Below are 15,497 nucleotides of genomic sequence, written 5' to 3' on the forward strand. Positions count from 1 at the left end.
TCAGAACCCGCCGGCGACGGTGCGCGCGCTCATGAGTTCACCACGCGATCTCCGGCGGGAGGTGCTGGCAGGTCTGGTGGTGGCGCTCGCGCTTATCCCCGAGGCCATCTCGTTCTCGATCATCGCCGGGGTCGACCCGCGTGTGGGGCTGTTCGCGTCGTTCACCATGGCCGTCACCATCGCCGTGGTCGGAGGCCGGCCGGCGATGATCTCCGCCGCCACCGGCGCTGTTGCGCTTGTCGTGGCGCCGATCGTCGACGACTACGGACTCGACTACCTCATCGCCACGGTCATCCTCGCCGGCATCTTCCAGATCGCGCTCAGCGTGATCGGTATCGCCAAGTTGATGCGCTTCATCCCCCGCAGCGTGATGACCGGGTTCGTCAACGCGTTGGCCATTCTCATCTTCGGAGCCCAGCTGCCGCATCTCATCGGTGACGACATCCCTTGGCTCGTCTATCCCCTGGTGGCAACGGGTTTGGCGATCATCGTGCTGTTGCCCCGGCTCACCACGGCCATTCCCTCGCCACTTGTGGCGATCGTGGGTTTGACGGTGGTGGTCACCGCGTTCGGCTGGGATGTCCCATCGGTGGAAGACGAAGGCGCATTGCCCGATTCGCTACCGTCCCTGTTGATCCCCGATGTGCCGTTCACGATGCACACCCTGTCGGTCATCGCGCCTTACGCACTGGCGATGGCCCTCGTGGGACTGATGGAGTCGCTGATGACAGCCAAGCTGGTCGACGACATCACTGACACACACTCCGACAAGACCCGCGAAGGGTGGGGCCAAGGAGTGGCCAACGTCGTCACCGGGTTCTTCGGCGGCATGGGTGGCTGCGCGATGATCGGTCAGACAATGATCAACGTCAAGCAATCGGGCGCCCGCACCAGACTGTCGACGTTCCTCGCGGGGTTGTTCCTGTTGATCCTTGTCGTGGTTCTCGGCGACATCGTCGGTGTCATCCCGATGGCCGCCCTGGTCGCCGTGATGATCATGGTGTCGGTCGGTACGTTCGACTGGCACAGCGTCCATCCCCGAATCCTGCGGATGATGCCGTTTCCGGAAACCCTTGTCATGCTGGTCACCGTTGTCGCAACGGTTCTCACCAGTAATCTCGCAATCGGCGTCGTTCTCGGCGTGCTCACCGCGATGGTGTTGTTCGCCCGCCGGGTCGCACATCTCACCACGGTCACGCCTGTCACCGAAACCGACCCCGAGAGTGCCGATTTCGCCGAGATGCGTCGCTACCGGGTCACCGGACAGTTGTTTTTCGCGTCGAGCAACGACCTCGTCTACCAGTTCGACTATGCGGGCGATCCCGACAGGGTCATCATCGACCTGAGCGATGCCGACGTCTGGGATGCGTCGACGGTCGCCAGTCTCGATGCCGTACTGGGCAAGTACCGGGCGCGAGGCAAACAGGCCACGATCGTCGGGCTAGAGGGCGCGGGGCTCGCGCGCCTGGAACGGTTGTCGGGCCGACTCGGCGCATCCGGCTGATGGCCGGCGACCGCATGAAGGTGGGCGAGGTTGCCGACCGGCTCGGCCTGTCGGTCCGGACCCTTCGCCACTACGAAGACATCGATCTGGTGGCGCCGACAGCCCGCACCGAAGGCAATTTCCGGCTCTACACCGAAGACGATGTGCGACGGCTGCTGATCATCCGGCGGATGAAACCCTTGGGCTACAGCCTCGACGAGATGCGCACGTTCTTACGCGCCGTGGATGCATTGCACGGTTCCGACAATCCGGATCCCGCTGCCCGCATCGTCATCGACGAGGTGAGAGCCGACGCCCGAAACCGCTACGAACGCCTGCTCACCCACGTCGAGTACGCCACCGAGTTCATCGGCATACTCGACGACCTCGACTGATGACGGACCTCCTCAGTCCTCCAGTTTGAAACCGACCTTCAGGGTGACCTGGAAGTGCGCGAGCTCTCCGTTCTCCACGTGCCCTCGGGTCTCGACCACCTCGAACCAATCCACGTTGCGCAGCGACTTGTTGGCCCGGGCTATCGCGGTCTTGATCGCATCGTCGGTACTTGTTGTCGACGACCCGACGATCTCGGTGACGCGGTAGACGTTGTCGCTCATGCGAATCTCCATTCTCGTTCTGCTCGGTGCGGACTTCTGATCTCTCGCCCAACCCACGTTAGGCGATCGCGGCGCCGCACGACATCGATCTCGACGTCGGTCGCCGTTGCCCCGTGGGATCGAACGCCTGCCGTTACCATCACGCCATGGGCCTGCCCGTCCCGCGTCGACTGCGCTCACTGCCTGCGGCCGTGCGTTCGCGCGACCACGGTTTCGATGCGTTGCGGAGGGCGGTACGCACCGCGATCATCGTCCCGATCGTGGCTGCACTCGCCGTGCATGTCGGCGGCCCCCAGACTCCGTTGTTCGCCATCTTCGGCACCATCGCGCTACTGGTGCTGGTCGACTTCCCGGGCAACCGCACTCGACGTGCCGTCAGCTTAGCCGGTCTCGCTGTGGTGGGGTACGTATTCATCACCGTCGGAACGGTTCTGGCGACGCCTGCTTGGGTGGGCGTGATCTCGATGCTGGTGGTCGGGGTGGTGGTGTCCTACCTGGCCATTCTCAGTTCCAGTTTCGCCGCGGGCCAGCGCGCTGCTCTCCTCGCGTTTGTCCTGCCCGTGGCAGTTCCCGATGTCGGCCCGATCTCCGACCGACTGTTGGGTTGGACTCTGGCACTGGTGTTCTGCGTCCCGGCTGCGCTATATTTCCTGCCCCCCGATCACCACGATGCGCTGCGCCGCCGGGTCCGGGAAGTCTGTGAGACTCTTGCCGAATACATCGCCATGAGCGACACCGACACCGCGTCCACCGCGCGAGTCATGGACGCGATGAGCAACCTACGTCAGGCGTACCTGGGTACCGACAGCCGACCTACGGGGCTCACGGCCGGCAGTCGAGCTCTCGCGCGCGTGGTGGACGACCTCGAATGGCTTGCCGCTCAGACCACTCACGGCCAGACCCGGTTACCCGAAGAAGTTCGAGACCCTGCCTCGGCGGTCCTGCGTCGTTGCGTCGAGGTGCTCCGCGAAGGCAGGTCACCAGACGACGATGACCTGTACCGGCAACGACTCGTCTCCACAGCAACGGACCTGACCTCGGTATTGCGAAACCGATTCGGTCACAACGTCGAACAGATCGTGGCCGAGGCTAGCGAGCCCGAGGCGGAGGCCACTGGCGCCCGGTTGCTCACGGTTCACACCGTCGGCACAACAGTGGCTCTCGTCGGGCGGACCATCGCGTGGTCGTCTGCTGCGGATGCGCGGCCGATGATCGCCAAGGTGCTGGGCAGGCAGTTGCCACCGACCGGCGCAGCAGATCTCGTGCTGTCCGAACTCGAGGCCACCCGAAAAGCCGCGTCACCGGTCGTCATCGCCCGGTCGGTGATTGCCCGCAACGCCATGCGCACCGGTGTGGGCCTCGCTGCCGCAGTGGCCCTCATTCAGATGGTGCCGGTGCAGCACGGGTTCTGGGTGGTGCTGGGCGCGATGTCGGTTCTGCGCAGCAGTGCCCTCACCACGGGCTCGAAAGTCGTACGGGCAGTTGCGGGAACCACCGCGGGGTTTGTCATCGGCGGAGCCATCGTCGTCGTGTTGGGTACCAACGGCACCCTGTTGTGGATTCTGCTTCCCTTTGCAGCTTTCGGAGCCGCCTACATTCCCAAGGTATTCTCCTTCGCCGCCGGTCAAGCCGCGTTCACGGTGCTGGTGATCACCATGTTCAACATTCTCAAGCCCAGCGGTTGGCACGTGGGCCTGATTCGCGTAGAGGATGTTGCCATCGGATGCGCAGTGGCAGTGGTGGTCTCGTTTCTCCTCTGGCCACGGGGTGTCGCAGCGACGGCACGCGCGGCCATCGACAGCGCAACCGGCCAGTACCTGCAGTACCTCGATGTTGTGGTCGGCCGGTTACTCCGGGGCACCGAGCGCTCGGCGAGCGCCGACGTCACCAACCACCGCAACCTGAGTGTCATTGCCTATCGCACTGCCGATGACGCGGCGCGCCAATATCTTTCAGAAAGTGGTGGGCCCACGGACGAGCGAACGCCCATGCTCCGAGCTTTCGGGCAAGCCACTCGCCTCCGCGTAGTCGCCGATTCGATCGCCGACCTCCCGCTGCCGCCCGACCCGGACGGCCATCCCCGACTTCGGGCGGTGGTCAGGCGCCACACCGACAAGATCCGGGCCGGCCATGCGACGCACACCGACGTCGGAGTCGGGATCGCCGAGGATGCCGTGTCGGCTCTGCGCGCGGACACCGCCGATCGCCCACTGGACATGGCCACTGCGCGACCACTGATCGGCACGTGTGCGTATCTCGGCGAACTCGAGCTGATGTACGGCGCTGCTGAGCCGTTCGCTGAGTCCCCGCTCGGACGGCCGAGCACCTAGCCGCCTGTCCCTCGAACGGTCTACTCCGAGCGGCTCACGCACGGAAAATCGGTTGCCCCGCGCCGCCTGAACCGCCAACACTGTCCTGGCCTGCACAAACACTGTCGAGCGATCGCTTGGCAGGATATTTGCCAATACTGTCAATTCAGACACTGTTGGCGCGATGTATTCGAACGGATAGTTGCTGCCATGGACATTGTGGTGATCTTGGGGCCGGCCGTGGTTGCCGGATTGATTGCGACGTATCAAAATCGCACGTCGCCGCGGGCGTCTTTCGACGCCGGATCTGGGATGAGCCGGGCACGCACCGAGCTCGAACTCGACCTGCTCGATCGAGGTAGCAAGGGGCGCAATGGCGGCTGAGGCGGTCTGGTGGGCCTGCGCGGTGGGCGCGACCCGCGGTGGACAAGATGCGCAAACGATCGAACACTGATCTTGTGGTCGAGTAACGATCGATGAGCGAGAGGGCCCGGAATGACAACTCCAGACATCAACCCGTCGGTGCCACCCAGCGGTTCCGGTTGCGTCGAATGCGACCAGACGGGTAGCTGGTGGTTCCATCTACGCCGGTGCGCAACGTGCGGTCACGTTGGCTGCTGCGATGATTCGCTGTCCCGGCACGCCTCACACCATGCCGCCGACACGGGTCATGCTGTCATCCAGTCGTTCGAACCTGGTGAGGATTGGTTCTGGAACTACGCCACCAATGACTACTACCGCGGCCCCGAACTCGCTCCGCCGCACGCGCACCCCGTCGATCAGGCGACGCCGGGTCCGAGTGATCGCGTGCCTGCCGACTGGATGAGCCGGCTGAAAAACCGGACCGACTGACCGGGTTTGGGCTCTCGTGGCGGCCCGGAACGGTGGCGGCCCGATGTCTCGGGCCCGTAGCCTTCACATCACCATCGATGTGGAAGGGGCACCATGGCTTCGGAGTTCGACCTCCTGACCGAGAACGCTGCCGAACTGGATATCGATCTAGATCGCATCCCCGAGGTGACCCGCATCGACACCGATGTGGACGGCAACGTGGTCAGCAGCGTGCAGTGGACCGCCGAGTCCCCCCGCATCGTCTTCCTCCATGGTGGCGGACAGAACGCTCACACCTGGGACAGCGTGATCCTGGCGCTGGGCCTACCGGCGCTCGCCGTCGATCTGCCGGGGCACGGCCACTCCGGCTGGCGAGAAGACCACGACTACCGTCCGCAACCGAATGCCGTCGCCGTCGCTCCGGTCATCCGTGACCTCGCCCCCGACGCCGAACTGGTTGTCGGTATGTCGTTGGGCGGACTCACCACCATCGCCATCACCGCGCTCGATCCCCGCCTCATTCGACGGGCCCTGATCGTCGACGTGAGCCCCGAATCACCGAAACGGGTAGAGCAACTGAGCGGAGCCGATCGAGGCACGGTCGCGCTGGTCAGCGGACCCGACACGTACGACAGCCGGGACGAACTGATCGAGCTCACCGCCGCAGCCGCACCCGGACGCAGCAGGTCGTCGATTCGTCGCGGGGTCATCCACAACACCCGCGAACTCGACGACGGCCGTGTGCAGTGGCGCTACGACAAGATGCGCGAGAGCATCGAACCCGGGCCGCTCTGGGATGCCCTGTCGGCCAGCACCATTCCTCTCACCCTGGTCCGCGGCGGTGCGTCGGCTTTTGTCACCGACACCGATGCCGCCGAGATCGTCCGTCGACGGCCGGGCTCCGAAGTGATCTCGGTACCCGGAGCGGGGCACTCGGTGCAGAGCGACGCCCCACTGGAGTTGGCCGCGATCATCCGATCGACGCTGGGGTTGTGATCGCAGGCGGTTTCGCTGGGTTGCGTTCGATGAACACAGCCCGAAGACTGCGGAACAGTTCGACGATCAAACCCTGAGCTGCGCGCTCGGTCGCGGGATACTCTTTGCGCACCCTGTTGTTTTCATGTGGAAGTTCGTTCGATCACCATCGAGTCAAATTGCTTGTCTGGTGCCCAGCACCGACGAAGGGAGCCACCCTTGACGGCCACCGTGACACCGGAAGCACCACCACGCGCGAAGGTGGTGCTGGGCACCCTGATACTCGTCGCCGGGGTGGCCAACATCAACCTGGCGGTCGCCAACGTCGCACTTCCCGACATCGGTAGAGCCTTCGACGCGGGCGCCACCGGACTGAACCTTGTCGCAGTGGGATATTCACTGGGATTGGCCGCGTCCGTGCTGTACTTCGGCGCTCTCGGCGACCGGCACGGCCGTAAACGGATGCTCGTCTTCGGCATGATGTTGTCGATCCCGGCTTCGTTGGTGGCCGGCTTCGCACCGTCGATCGAGGTTTTGTTCGCTGCGCGTCTGGTGGGCGGAATCGCTGCCGGACTGGCCTTTCCGACCACCCTGGCGGTCATCACCGCTCTCTGGTCGGGCCCGAGTCGCACTCGCGCCATCGCCGCGTGGTCAGCGCTTGGCGGCGCGATCTCCTCACTGGGGCCGATCGTTTCAGGTGCATTGCTCGAGGTGTTCAGCTGGCACTCGGTGTTCCTCGTGACACTGCCGCTCGCCGTCGTGGCACTGGTGGCCGCGATATTCCTCGTACCATCCGATTCCGGCGATGCATCCGAGTCGGTGGACAATCTCGGCGGCGTGCTGTCCATCGTGTTCGTGGGCGCAATGATCCTGGCCCTCAACTTCATCCCGATGTCGGGCGCCGGATCGGCGGTGGGTGTACTGGCCGCGATCTCTCTCGCCGCCGGTATCGCGTTCTTCGTGCGGCAACGTCATGCCCCCACACCGTTGTTCGATCTCTCGATTGCCAGTCGCCGCACCTTCTGGGTGGCCGCGTTCGGTGGTGTGGTCGTGTTCGGCACGCTGATGGGTGTGATGTTCATCGGCCAGCAGTATCTGCAGAACGTGCTGGAGTACTCGACGTTGGAGGCCGGCACCACCATCGTTCCCGCCGCGATCGGAATGGTGCTCTTCGCGCCGTTGTCCGCCCGGATGGTCGAGGCGCGTGGTTCACGCATCACCCTGCTGGTGGGATTCGTGTTCATCCTCGCCGGTCTCGTTGCGGCGTTGACGATGTGGACCGAGGATGCACACTACTGGCAGATCGCGGTGGCGTACGCCTTGGTCGGAATCGGAGTCGGCTTCGCCGGCACACCGGCATCGCGGTCGCTGACCGGATCGGTGCCACGCTCGCGCGCAGGTATGGCCTCCAGCATGTCCGACCTGCAGCGCGATCTCGGCGGGGCCATCATGCAGTCCATCCTGGGTGCAATTCTGACCGCCGGATACGCACGCGACTTCACCAAGTCGATCTCGGATTCGCCCGACGCGGCCAAGGTCACCGACGAGACGGAAGCTGCTCTGACGAAGTCGTTTTCGAGTGCCGAGGTGCTGGCCGAGCGCTATCCCGAGTACGGCAAGGAGATCATCGCCGGCGCCCGCGATGCGTTTGTTCACGGCGACCACCTGGCCTACGCCGCGGCGATCGCCGTGGTGCTGGGCGGCGCACTGGTGGTGTTCTTCGGCTATCCGAAGGTCGATGACGAACGCCGACTCATGAAAGAGTATGCGCGCGAGGGGTCTTAGCTTTCCTTCTTGTTGCGCCAGATCCTCTCGAACGGCAGACGCCAGGCGTGGGGCGCGATGAGTTGATGAATGGCGTTGGGGCCCCACGACCCCTGGTCGTAACTGCGCACCGGCGGCGGATTCTCGAGCAACGGCGCCGATACCTCCCACAGACGCTCGATGCCTTCAGCGGTTGTGTAGAGCGTCCGATCGCCTTTCATCGCGTCGAGAATGAGGCGCTCGTACGCTTCCAGCACCATGCCCACCTGATCGGTCTCCTGCATGGCGAACTGCAGACTCAGCTTGTCGAGTTTCATACCCGGCCCCGGTCGTTTGCCGTAGAACGACAGCGACACCTTGAACGCGTCAGCGAGATCGAATGTGAGGTGGTCCGGACCCTGCTGTCCCACACCAGAACCCGGCGGGAACATGCTCTTGGGGGGCTCGTGGAAGGCGATGGAGATGATGCGCTGGCCTTCACCGAGGCTCTTGCCAGTACGTAGGTAGAACGGCACACCGGCCCAACGCCAGTTGTCGATCTCGGCCTTCAGCGCCACAAACGTCTCGGTCTCGGACTCCGGCGCCACACCTGGCTCGTCGCGGTAGCCGGCGTACTGGCCGCGCACCACATTGCGTGGATCGAGCGGTCGCATGGATCGGAATACCTTGTTCTTCTCTTCGCCGATCGGTCCTGGCGCCAGGGCCGTCGGTGGTTCCATCGCGACGAACGCCAGGATCTGGAAGAGGTGCGTCACCACCATGTCCCGGAACGCGCCAGTGGACTCGTAGAAGTGCGAGCGGCCCTCCAGTGACAGCTTCTCTGGCACATCGATCTGGATGTAGTGGATGAAATTGCGGTTCCAGATCGGTTCGAACAATCCGTTGGCGAACCGGAAGGCCAAGATGTTCTGCGCCGACTCCTTGCCGAGGAAGTGGTCGATACGAAAGACCTGCTCTTCCTTGAACCACCGGTGAATGGAGGCGTTGAGAGTGACCGCACTCTCGTGGTCGGTACCGAAGGGTTTTTCCATGATGACGCGGGATCGCTTGACGAGGTCGGCCGCATGCAGCATCTCCAGCACCGCCATCGCCGCCTTGGGCGGGACGCTGAGATAGTGCAACATGCGGGCTTCACTGCCGAGCGCATCGAGTTGCACGCGCACACCCGCCGCGAGCGCCTCCGCGCCTTCACCCTGCGGCACATAGGTCAGGTGCTCGGCGAACTCGGCGGCAGCCTCGGGGGTGAACATCCGGCTGGAGAACTCGCTGCAGGCCTTGATCGCGACCTCGCGGAACCCCTCGGTGTCGAGGTCGTCCAGCGACGTTCCGACGATCCGCAACTCAGGTGCCAGCTTCGACAAGAACAGGTGGAACAAACCCGGCAGCAGTTTTCGCCGGGCCAGGTCACCTGTGGCGCCGAACAGTACAACGACGTGGGGGGCGAGGTCCCGCTTCTCTCTGCTGCCGCGGGCCTCGATCAGTTCGGTCACACCAGTGATGGTCCCACCTCAGGGGCATTTGGGCGCGTCAACTGTCAGTTGGGCCGGGGGAGCATCGAATTGAATGAACCATGCGGTCTCGGCGCGCTCTAGTCCTCCAGATATCCGGTATCGGGGTCGATCGAGCTGAGAAAGTCTCGAATGGAGCTGCGGTAGTGACCGAGTGTGTCGACTCGCCGCGGCGGCGGCCGATCGGTGGCCTGGTCTGCCGGAACTCCAGCGGTGCCCAGCGCACCTTCCGAGAATCCGTAGCCGGGGTTGGGGCCGTTGTCCCAGTTGTAGTCGTGCCCGCCGTCGCGTTCCGTGATGGTAAAGGTCTGACCGTCGACCGTGAGGGTGATCGGCAGTGGAGGGACGGTGTCGTCGGGGGCCGCAGGATCAATCAGAACAGGTGGGCCGACGTTTGATGGTGTGACGACCTGCCGTACTTCGGAGGCGTTGGGAAACTCCGTGTCAGAATCGCTGGGTGTGCAGGCGGCGAGTATGCATGCGGCAACGGTGAGCGCGGCGACACCTGCTGTTCTCATGTGGTCCCCCTGATGACGTGGCTACGAGGAAGTATGCAGCATTGCCTCGCGGTGGCTGGGAAGGAGGGGCGCGCACAACCTATTTCACTAAACCCGCAGCCGCAGCCGCAGCCGCATGAAGGCAATTCTTAACGACCTGGGTCTACAAATCTGCGTCCCACCGGTGACCCCAACACCCTGCATTTCAGCTAGTTACGACGACGATAAACTGCGGCCCACCGGGGCAGACGTAGACACACTTTGGGCACGTGATGCAACTAGGCCCACGGCGGCATAGGTCGCGGTGAGAACGATCATGAGGGTGGCAGGTCGGCGCGAACTCGGTTGTCGGAACGCCTGACTGATGCCCGCGATGGTGTCGGAGATGTCGATGGCAAGCGATAGCTTGGCCCAGCGTGCCCGCTCGTGTGGAGTGGCGGTGAGGTAGCCGGTTCCCATTGCAACTGCTCGGGCGCCGTAGACGCGCGTCATGTATGACAGTTCGTCGCTGGGGGATACAACTCCGACGGCAGTGGCGAACGCTCGTGGCGCGACCAGAGACGTCACGCCGAGAATGATCCGTCCGGCGGCAAGGGCTTTCATCATCGATGGCGCGTGCATGATTCCTCCTGCTGGTTCCGGTTTTTGACGAGGCGTTGTTCGGGTTTTCACGCGCTCGCAGGCCTGTGCACTGCACGCCATGCCTTCGCCTGGTTGCGCATACGTGTGGTTGACACCCGCCGGCTTCGCAGATGTGTAGTTCCGTCAGTGGCGATGAGTGCAACGTCGCTGGGTAGTCGTCGAGCCAGACGACGTACCAATCGGCTCGGACTCTGCCCGGACATACCGGCGATGATGGTCGGACTTTGATACCGCTCGGCGGTGCTGAGCAGCACGCGGACGGGATCGCCGTGGAGGTAGAGCGCGGCGAGGGGCCGCAGACCGGCTACAAGTGCCACCTCAGTACTTCGGCGCAGGACTTCATCGACAGTTGCCCGGTCGGTGAGCAGGTATGCCTCCGCCTTTAAAGCGTCGTGCAGTCGGGTCGGGCGCGGCGGTGGGGAGGGCGCTCTGATCGCGCACACGAGAATGACGTCCGCGGGCCCACCCGCCAATCGGCTTGCTGCTGTGATTGCTCGAATCGATGCCTCTGAACCGTTGCAGCCGAGAACAATTGGTCCGTCCTGGCGGGTTGTCGTGTGGGCCACGAACTGGCCTCGATAGAAGTGGGACAGCATCTTGTCGGCCATGGCCAATCGCCTCACAGTGTCAGGGGTCCTGGGTTTGCGTGAAGCCCGAGGGGGCGCCAATGGTTGACGTTGCCTCGCGGGCCGTCGTGCTGATTCGACTCTTACATAAGATTTAGAAGTGCACAAGTAACAAATTGAAGTCTTCACTTTTGTAACCACTGTCCTGGGGTACGGTGGTGGCCATGGCGCGACGTAGCTACGACCAGTTCTGTGGGCTTTCTCGTGCGCTCGATGTGGTCGGCGAGCGGTGGACGTTGCTGATCGTGCGCGAGCTGATGTCGGGGCCGAAGCGGTACTCCGACCTTTCGGAAGTGCTGACCGGCATCGGCACCAGCTTGTTGGCGTCGCGGCTCAAACAACTCGAGGTCGACGGGATTGTCCGGCGGCGGTACCTGAGCCCGCCTGCCGCTTCGACCGTCTATGAACTGACCGACCCCGGCCAAGAACTCGCTGACGCGATGGTGCCGTTGGCGTTGTGGGGGGCTCGTCATCACACCAGCGAAGATCCAAAGTCTGATGAGAGCTTTCACGCCGAGTGGTCACTGCTGTTCCTCGCGCGCATGCTCGACAAGGATTCTCTTCGAGGAGTGACTACGAGGTTCGAGTTCAACGTCGGTAACAGCGTTGCGACACTACAACTTCAAGATGGGTCTCCCAACGTTCAAGCGGGGCCGCCCGAAACGCCCGCGGACGCGGTCATTTGGACGGAGCCGCCGACAATGGCTGCCATCGCCGGCAATCGAATGACCGTGACCGAAGCCATCGAAAACGGACTCGTCAAGATCGATGGCGACCCCGACGCTTTGCAATCGCTCCTCGAGATGCTGGAGGCCAGCCTCGCGCAAAGGTCGGGTTCCTGATCGGATCCGTCAGGCGCTATCAATCGCATCGGGCGCGTAGACCCCACGCCCACGGAAGTGCGCCACGCACCTGCCCAAACACGGGCGTGACACACCTGCGCGGGCGCCGCAACATGCAGGCTGTCGGCGACGGAACCACGTGACCTTTCGTCAGCGACACGAAAGTTATGGTGCCGCAATCCGTTACGTGAATCAACGAATGTTACGTTGCTACCGTGTGGGTACACCAAGTCCACAAGGGTGCCGCCTGACATCTTCGCCATTTCACCGTTGTTGCGTTCGCAGTGCGGCGTACAGTCCGGGTTCAGAGCGTAGTGACAGGCCAAGGGGGCGAATCCATGCGTATGAATACAACTGTTCGGACAATCGGCGTTGGGGCCGTTGCAGCCGGAGCTGCGGCATTGGTGATCGGTGTCGGCCCCGCCGCTGCCGCACCGGATACCGGATCAGCGAGTGGGGGCAGCGCTGACCTTTCTGTGACAATTTCCTCGAGCTTCGACACCTGCCATCTGACGGTCACAAACCGCGGCCCCGACACCGCCTACAACGTCATCGCTGGGCCCAGCAGCCTGGTCGCGCTGCTGGCAGGTGGGCCGCCGCGGTATCTCGGCAACATTGCCGCCGGCCAGTCACTGACCGAATACTTTGGAGGTTGCGGCTTTATCGCCGGGGCGCCCCTGACGTACTTCGCGCTGTCCACCACCGGCGACCCCGCCCCAGCGAACAACACCGTCACGTACAACATCAATTAGACGCCTGGGTTCAGCAGCAGGTCGGTGTGCGGCATCTGAGACGTCTCCAGCTCAAGATTGGGCTTGCAACATCCGCTCGACTGCGGTGACCACCGCTTGCCGGCGAGCAGCGTCTCCATCTCCATCGTTCTCGTATTCGTCAAGTCCGGTAAGCCCTTTGGGTGACAGCTGCCAGGCTTGCGCGATGGCGTAGATGAAGACCAGGACGTCGACGGCCGACAGTGGTTGGGCCGCATCCGTCGCGACAGCGAGCGCCTTGTTCCGATAGATATCGCTGGGCTCAGCAGTTGCTTCTGGCCGCTCGAGCTGAGCCCACATGCTCAGCCGAAGCACTTCGGGGAACCGCTGATGATGGTCGAACACGTCACCAGCCCAACCGGCAAGGTCTTCAGGACGCGGCGGGACGTTCTCGGCCATCCGACGTAGCGCCGCCGCGAGGGTCGCATCGAACAAGCCGCTTTTGCCGCCGTAGTACGCGTAGATCATCCGAACGTTGCTCTGCGCTTTGGCAGCGATCCGCTCTACCCGCCCGCCCGCAAATCCGTGCGCGGAGAACTCGTCGGTTGCCGCAGCGAGAATCCGCTCTTTGGTGGCTTCGGCGTCGCGGGCCATGGTTCACTCCCTCCTTCGTGTTGACGGGCATTCCAACACGATCTACCTTACAAGTAAGTATTCATTTACTTATCTACAGGAGATGACATGACCCGAATTGCCCTCGTGACCGGCGCCAACCGTGGACTCGGACGAGCGACCGCGCTCGCTCTGGCCAGAAACAAGATCAAGGTTGTCGCGGCCTCGCGGGGCGGTGGGAGCGAGGTCGTGGATGAAATCGCCGATTTGGGCGGCGAAGCCATCGCGGTCCACCTTGATGTTGCGGACCTCGCCTCCATCGAGGCGGCACGTGTCGCTGCGCTCGCCGGCATCGAGCGCGAGTGGAACGCCGGCACCTTCGACGTGCTGGTCAACAACGCCGGGGTGGGCCTGTTCGCGCCGCTTGGCGCCATTACGGCCGATCACTTCGACGCCACCTTCGCCGTCAACGTCCGCGGTCCGCTCTTTGTCACCCAGGCTTTCCTGCCCCACCTATCGGAAGGGGCAAGCATCGTGAACGTATCGAGTTCACTCAGCCGACACGTCAGCCCGGCAACCTCTGTCTACGCGGCGTCAAAGAAGGCCCTCGAAGCGCTTACCCGCAGCCTCGCTGCCGAACTCGGCCGTCGGGGCATCCGGATCAACTCGATCGCGCCCGGCCCCACCGCAACCGACTTCAACGGCGGAGCCATGCGCGACGACGAAGCGATGCGCGCGGGATTGTCCGGGCAAACCGCGCTCGGACGAGTGGGCGACCCAGCTGAAATCGCCGACGCGATCTCAGCCCTGGTGTCCCGCGAGTTCCGCTGGGTGACAGGTGAACGCATCGAAGTATCCGGCGGCGTGTTGCTGTGACCGGACCGCGAGCCCTCTAGCTCGTCGATCGATTCATACGACGAGTGTGTTCTGCCGACGCCAAATCGCCCAACGGCCCTCGCGACGGACAAAGACATACAACGCGTTCATCTCCGGTGGCCTGCCGGCGCCGGCGTCCTCCGAGGTGGACCACGCGTTCTTGCGAGCGACAATGACGTCGTGGGCCAACAGCGTGACATCGGCCAATTCGTAGTAAGCAGTCGCGTCTCTCAGAAACCCTGACGCCAGGCCATCTTTCGTGGACTCCTCGATTGCCCGGCGACCTTCGAGGACCACCCCACGGGCGTTCACGACGACCGCGTCGTCGGCAAGGTGCGAGTTCATCTGAACAGGGTCGTTGTTGTTGAACCCCTCTTGAACACCGATGATGATTCTTCGGATTGCGTTGAGATCAGCGGTCTCTGGCGCGACGATGCGGTCTGATTGTTGAGTCATGACACGACGCTAAGACTTCAAGTGAGCATGAAGTCAATACTGCGCACGTGCAGATGTTCCACCTACCGCGATCTACTGCTCTGTGGGCCGCATCTTGGCGGACGAAGCTCCCCCATTCATTGTCTCGCGCGCAGCACGGTTGTCTCGATCGTCGCAGCCAGATGCCGTTGGGCGCTCGACGACGTCAACCGTCCCAACCGCACACCGTCAGCACTACCGACCATCAACCAGGTCAGCATCGTCAGAACCCACTCAGGGTCGACCTCTACCCTGAAATCGCCGGCCTCTTGCCCTCTGCGGATCAACTGACGCAGTCGCTCCTCGGCGTTCGAAATCTGTTCGAGCAGAGTCGATTCGACGTGTTCATCGAGAGGCTGTAGGCCCAGGAGGCCGACTACGGGCGCGAGGCGAGCCAGCCCGGACACAACTCGACGCAGGGCCGCCGAAGGTGAATCGCCCTCTGGTTCCGCGGCATTGACGACACCGACGAATGCTCGCACCGCTGCTTCGCACAATTGGGCCACCAGCACCTCCCTCGAGGGGAATCTACGAAACAACGTCGCGCGGGAGACACCGGCCGCGGCGGCCAGTTCTTGCATGGAGGCAGCGGGGGACAAAGCAAGGTGCTGCGCGACCGCTGCCGAAACGGCGTCCTCGAAGACTTCAGATGTCCCGGGCGGTGTCACGTATTGATTGCTGGCCACAGGCATATCGTACACGTATGAGACGTGTGAGTCTCATATGAGATA

The 15,497-nt window shown here is 63.4% G+C and carries 18 protein-coding genes; 10 read left to right on the forward strand and 8 right to left on the reverse strand.

Features of this window, described 5'->3' with window-relative positions; genetic code table 11:
* Window positions 1–31: 31 nt before the first annotated feature.
* Together MVA47_RS02270 and MVA47_RS02275 are read left to right on the forward strand one after the other, a co-directional pair.
* On the forward strand, window positions 32–1,504 hold the full coding sequence (locus MVA47_RS02270; protein WP_247206494.1) for a SulP family inorganic anion transporter: 1,473 nt from the start codon (window positions 32–34) through the stop codon (window positions 1,502–1,504).
* Complete coding sequence (locus tag MVA47_RS02275; RefSeq protein WP_247206495.1) at window positions 1,504–1,878, forward strand: MerR family transcriptional regulator; 375 nt, start codon at window positions 1,504–1,506, stop codon at window positions 1,876–1,878. The genes MVA47_RS02270 and MVA47_RS02275 overlap by 1 nt, the downstream gene beginning before the upstream one ends.
* A gap of 12 nt (window positions 1,879–1,890) precedes the next feature.
* Here MVA47_RS02275 and MVA47_RS02280 read toward each other — a convergent pair whose 3' ends face one another.
* A complete protein-coding gene (locus MVA47_RS02280) occupies window positions 1,891–2,100 on the reverse strand; it encodes a dodecin (RefSeq protein ID WP_030165955.1) in 210 nt (69 codons plus the stop codon).
* Window positions 2,101–2,246: 146 nt separating this feature from the next.
* Here MVA47_RS02280 and MVA47_RS02285 point away from each other — a divergent pair, with 146 nt between their 5' ends.
* From MVA47_RS02285 to MVA47_RS02305, 5 genes are all read left to right on the forward strand, one after another.
* Complete coding sequence (locus tag MVA47_RS02285) at window positions 2,247–4,430, forward strand: FUSC family protein (protein WP_247206496.1); 2,184 nt, start codon at window positions 2,247–2,249, stop codon at window positions 4,428–4,430.
* A gap of 189 nt (window positions 4,431–4,619) precedes the next feature.
* Window positions 4,620–4,793, forward strand: a complete 174-nt coding sequence (locus MVA47_RS02290) for a hypothetical protein (RefSeq protein WP_247206497.1) — start codon at window positions 4,620–4,622, stop codon at window positions 4,791–4,793.
* Window positions 4,794–4,904: 111 nt separating this feature from the next.
* The gene (locus MVA47_RS02295) at window positions 4,905–5,261 is read left to right on the forward strand and encodes a UBP-type zinc finger domain-containing protein (RefSeq protein ID WP_023954512.1); all 357 of its coding nucleotides are present in this window, start codon (window positions 4,905–4,907) and stop codon (window positions 5,259–5,261) included.
* A gap of 93 nt (window positions 5,262–5,354) precedes the next feature.
* Window positions 5,355–6,236 (forward strand): alpha/beta fold hydrolase, encoded by an 882-nt coding sequence (locus tag MVA47_RS02300; RefSeq protein ID WP_247206498.1) that lies wholly within the window; start codon window positions 5,355–5,357, stop codon window positions 6,234–6,236.
* A gap of 198 nt (window positions 6,237–6,434) precedes the next feature.
* The gene (locus MVA47_RS02305) at window positions 6,435–8,000 is read left to right on the forward strand and encodes an MFS transporter (RefSeq protein WP_247206499.1); all 1,566 of its coding nucleotides are present in this window, start codon (window positions 6,435–6,437) and stop codon (window positions 7,998–8,000) included.
* Here MVA47_RS02305 and zwf read toward each other — a convergent pair.
* The 4 genes from zwf to MVA47_RS02325 form a co-directional block, all read right to left on the reverse strand.
* Window positions 7,997–9,469, reverse strand: a complete 1,473-nt coding sequence (gene zwf, locus MVA47_RS02310; protein ID WP_247206500.1) for a glucose-6-phosphate dehydrogenase — start codon at window positions 9,467–9,469, stop codon at window positions 7,997–7,999. The two genes, MVA47_RS02305 and zwf, sit on opposite strands and share 4 nt — an antisense overlap.
* 98 nt (window positions 9,470–9,567) lie before the next feature.
* Window positions 9,568–10,005: a hypothetical protein gene (locus tag MVA47_RS02315; RefSeq protein WP_247206501.1), complete on the reverse strand. Its 438-nt coding sequence runs from the start codon at window positions 10,003–10,005 to the stop codon at window positions 9,568–9,570.
* Window positions 10,006–10,197: 192 nt separating this feature from the next.
* A complete protein-coding gene (locus MVA47_RS02320; RefSeq protein ID WP_247206502.1) occupies window positions 10,198–10,605 on the reverse strand; it encodes a hypothetical protein in 408 nt (135 codons plus the stop codon).
* 47 nt (window positions 10,606–10,652) lie between these two features.
* A complete protein-coding gene (locus MVA47_RS02325) occupies window positions 10,653–11,234 on the reverse strand; it encodes a universal stress protein (protein WP_247206503.1) in 582 nt (193 codons plus the stop codon).
* A 182-nt stretch (window positions 11,235–11,416) separates the two neighbouring features.
* On the opposite strand from MVA47_RS02325, the gene MVA47_RS02330 reads away from it, so the two are divergent.
* Window positions 11,417–12,094, forward strand: a complete 678-nt coding sequence (locus MVA47_RS02330; RefSeq protein ID WP_281504612.1) for a winged helix-turn-helix transcriptional regulator — start codon at window positions 11,417–11,419, stop codon at window positions 12,092–12,094.
* Between the two features lie 344 nt (window positions 12,095–12,438).
* Window positions 12,439–12,846 (forward strand): hypothetical protein, encoded by a 408-nt coding sequence (locus tag MVA47_RS02335; RefSeq protein ID WP_247206504.1) that lies wholly within the window; start codon window positions 12,439–12,441, stop codon window positions 12,844–12,846.
* A 51-nt stretch (window positions 12,847–12,897) separates the two neighbouring features.
* Here the strand turns inward: MVA47_RS02335 and MVA47_RS02340 are convergent, their stop codons facing one another.
* Window positions 12,898–13,458 carry a TetR family transcriptional regulator gene (locus MVA47_RS02340; protein ID WP_247206505.1) on the reverse strand — a complete coding sequence of 187 codons (561 nt, stop codon included), beginning with the start codon at window positions 13,456–13,458 and terminating at the stop codon, window positions 12,898–12,900.
* 87 nt (window positions 13,459–13,545) lie between these two features.
* On the opposite strand from MVA47_RS02340, the gene MVA47_RS02345 reads away from it, so the two are divergent.
* Entirely contained in the window at window positions 13,546–14,292 is a 747-nt protein-coding gene (locus tag MVA47_RS02345; RefSeq protein ID WP_247206506.1) for an SDR family NAD(P)-dependent oxidoreductase, read from the forward strand.
* A gap of 33 nt (window positions 14,293–14,325) precedes the next feature.
* Here MVA47_RS02345 and MVA47_RS02350 read toward each other — a convergent pair whose 3' ends face one another.
* Both MVA47_RS02350 and MVA47_RS02355 read right to left on the reverse strand, forming a co-directional pair.
* A complete protein-coding gene (locus MVA47_RS02350) occupies window positions 14,326–14,748 on the reverse strand; it encodes an SgcJ/EcaC family oxidoreductase (protein WP_247206507.1) in 423 nt (140 codons plus the stop codon).
* Between the two features lie 116 nt (window positions 14,749–14,864).
* On the reverse strand, window positions 14,865–15,452 hold the full coding sequence (locus tag MVA47_RS02355; RefSeq protein ID WP_247206508.1) for a TetR/AcrR family transcriptional regulator: 588 nt from the start codon (window positions 15,450–15,452) through the stop codon (window positions 14,865–14,867).
* Between the last annotated feature and the right edge of the window lie 45 nt (window positions 15,453–15,497).

This window comes from Williamsia sp. DF01-3 (assembly GCF_023051145.1).
Lineage (GTDB): Bacteria > Actinomycetota > Actinomycetes > Mycobacteriales > Mycobacteriaceae > Williamsia.

What these genes read in the sequence shown, in the direction of transcription:
- MVA47_RS02280 (WP_030165955.1), bottom strand. Translation starts at nt 2,100, where the DNA reads ATGAGCGACAACGTCTACCGCGTCACCGAGATCGTCGGGTCGTCGACA.
- MVA47_RS02325 (WP_247206503.1), bottom strand. Translation starts at nt 11,234, where the DNA reads ATGGCCGACAAGATGCTGTCCCACTTCTATCGAGGCCAGTTCGTGGCC.
- MVA47_RS02270 (WP_247206494.1), top strand. Translation starts at nt 32, where the DNA reads ATGAGTTCACCACGCGATCTCCGGCGGGAGGTGCTGGCAGGTCTGGTG.
- MVA47_RS02350 (WP_247206507.1), bottom strand. Translation starts at nt 14,748, where the DNA reads ATGACTCAACAATCAGACCGCATCGTCGCGCCAGAGACCGCTGATCTC.
- MVA47_RS02345 (WP_247206506.1), top strand. Translation starts at nt 13,546, where the DNA reads ATGACCCGAATTGCCCTCGTGACCGGCGCCAACCGTGGACTCGGACGA.
- MVA47_RS02295 (WP_023954512.1), top strand. Translation starts at nt 4,905, where the DNA reads ATGACAACTCCAGACATCAACCCGTCGGTGCCACCCAGCGGTTCCGGT.
- MVA47_RS02290 (WP_247206497.1), top strand. Translation starts at nt 4,620, where the DNA reads ATGGACATTGTGGTGATCTTGGGGCCGGCCGTGGTTGCCGGATTGATT.
- MVA47_RS02340 (WP_247206505.1), bottom strand. Translation starts at nt 13,458, where the DNA reads ATGGCCCGCGACGCCGAAGCCACCAAAGAGCGGATTCTCGCTGCGGCA.
- MVA47_RS02320 (WP_247206502.1), bottom strand. Translation starts at nt 10,605, where the DNA reads ATGCACGCGCCATCGATGATGAAAGCCCTTGCCGCCGGACGGATCATT.
- MVA47_RS02315 (WP_247206501.1), bottom strand. Translation starts at nt 10,005, where the DNA reads ATGAGAACAGCAGGTGTCGCCGCGCTCACCGTTGCCGCATGCATACTC.
- MVA47_RS02330 (WP_281504612.1), top strand. Translation starts at nt 11,417, where the DNA reads ATGGCGCGACGTAGCTACGACCAGTTCTGTGGGCTTTCTCGTGCGCTC.
- MVA47_RS02275 (WP_247206495.1), top strand. Translation starts at nt 1,504, where the DNA reads ATGGCCGGCGACCGCATGAAGGTGGGCGAGGTTGCCGACCGGCTCGGC.
- MVA47_RS02300 (WP_247206498.1), top strand. Translation starts at nt 5,355, where the DNA reads ATGGCTTCGGAGTTCGACCTCCTGACCGAGAACGCTGCCGAACTGGAT.
- MVA47_RS02335 (WP_247206504.1), top strand. Translation starts at nt 12,439, where the DNA reads ATGAATACAACTGTTCGGACAATCGGCGTTGGGGCCGTTGCAGCCGGA.
- MVA47_RS02285 (WP_247206496.1), top strand. Translation starts at nt 2,247, where the DNA reads ATGGGCCTGCCCGTCCCGCGTCGACTGCGCTCACTGCCTGCGGCCGTG.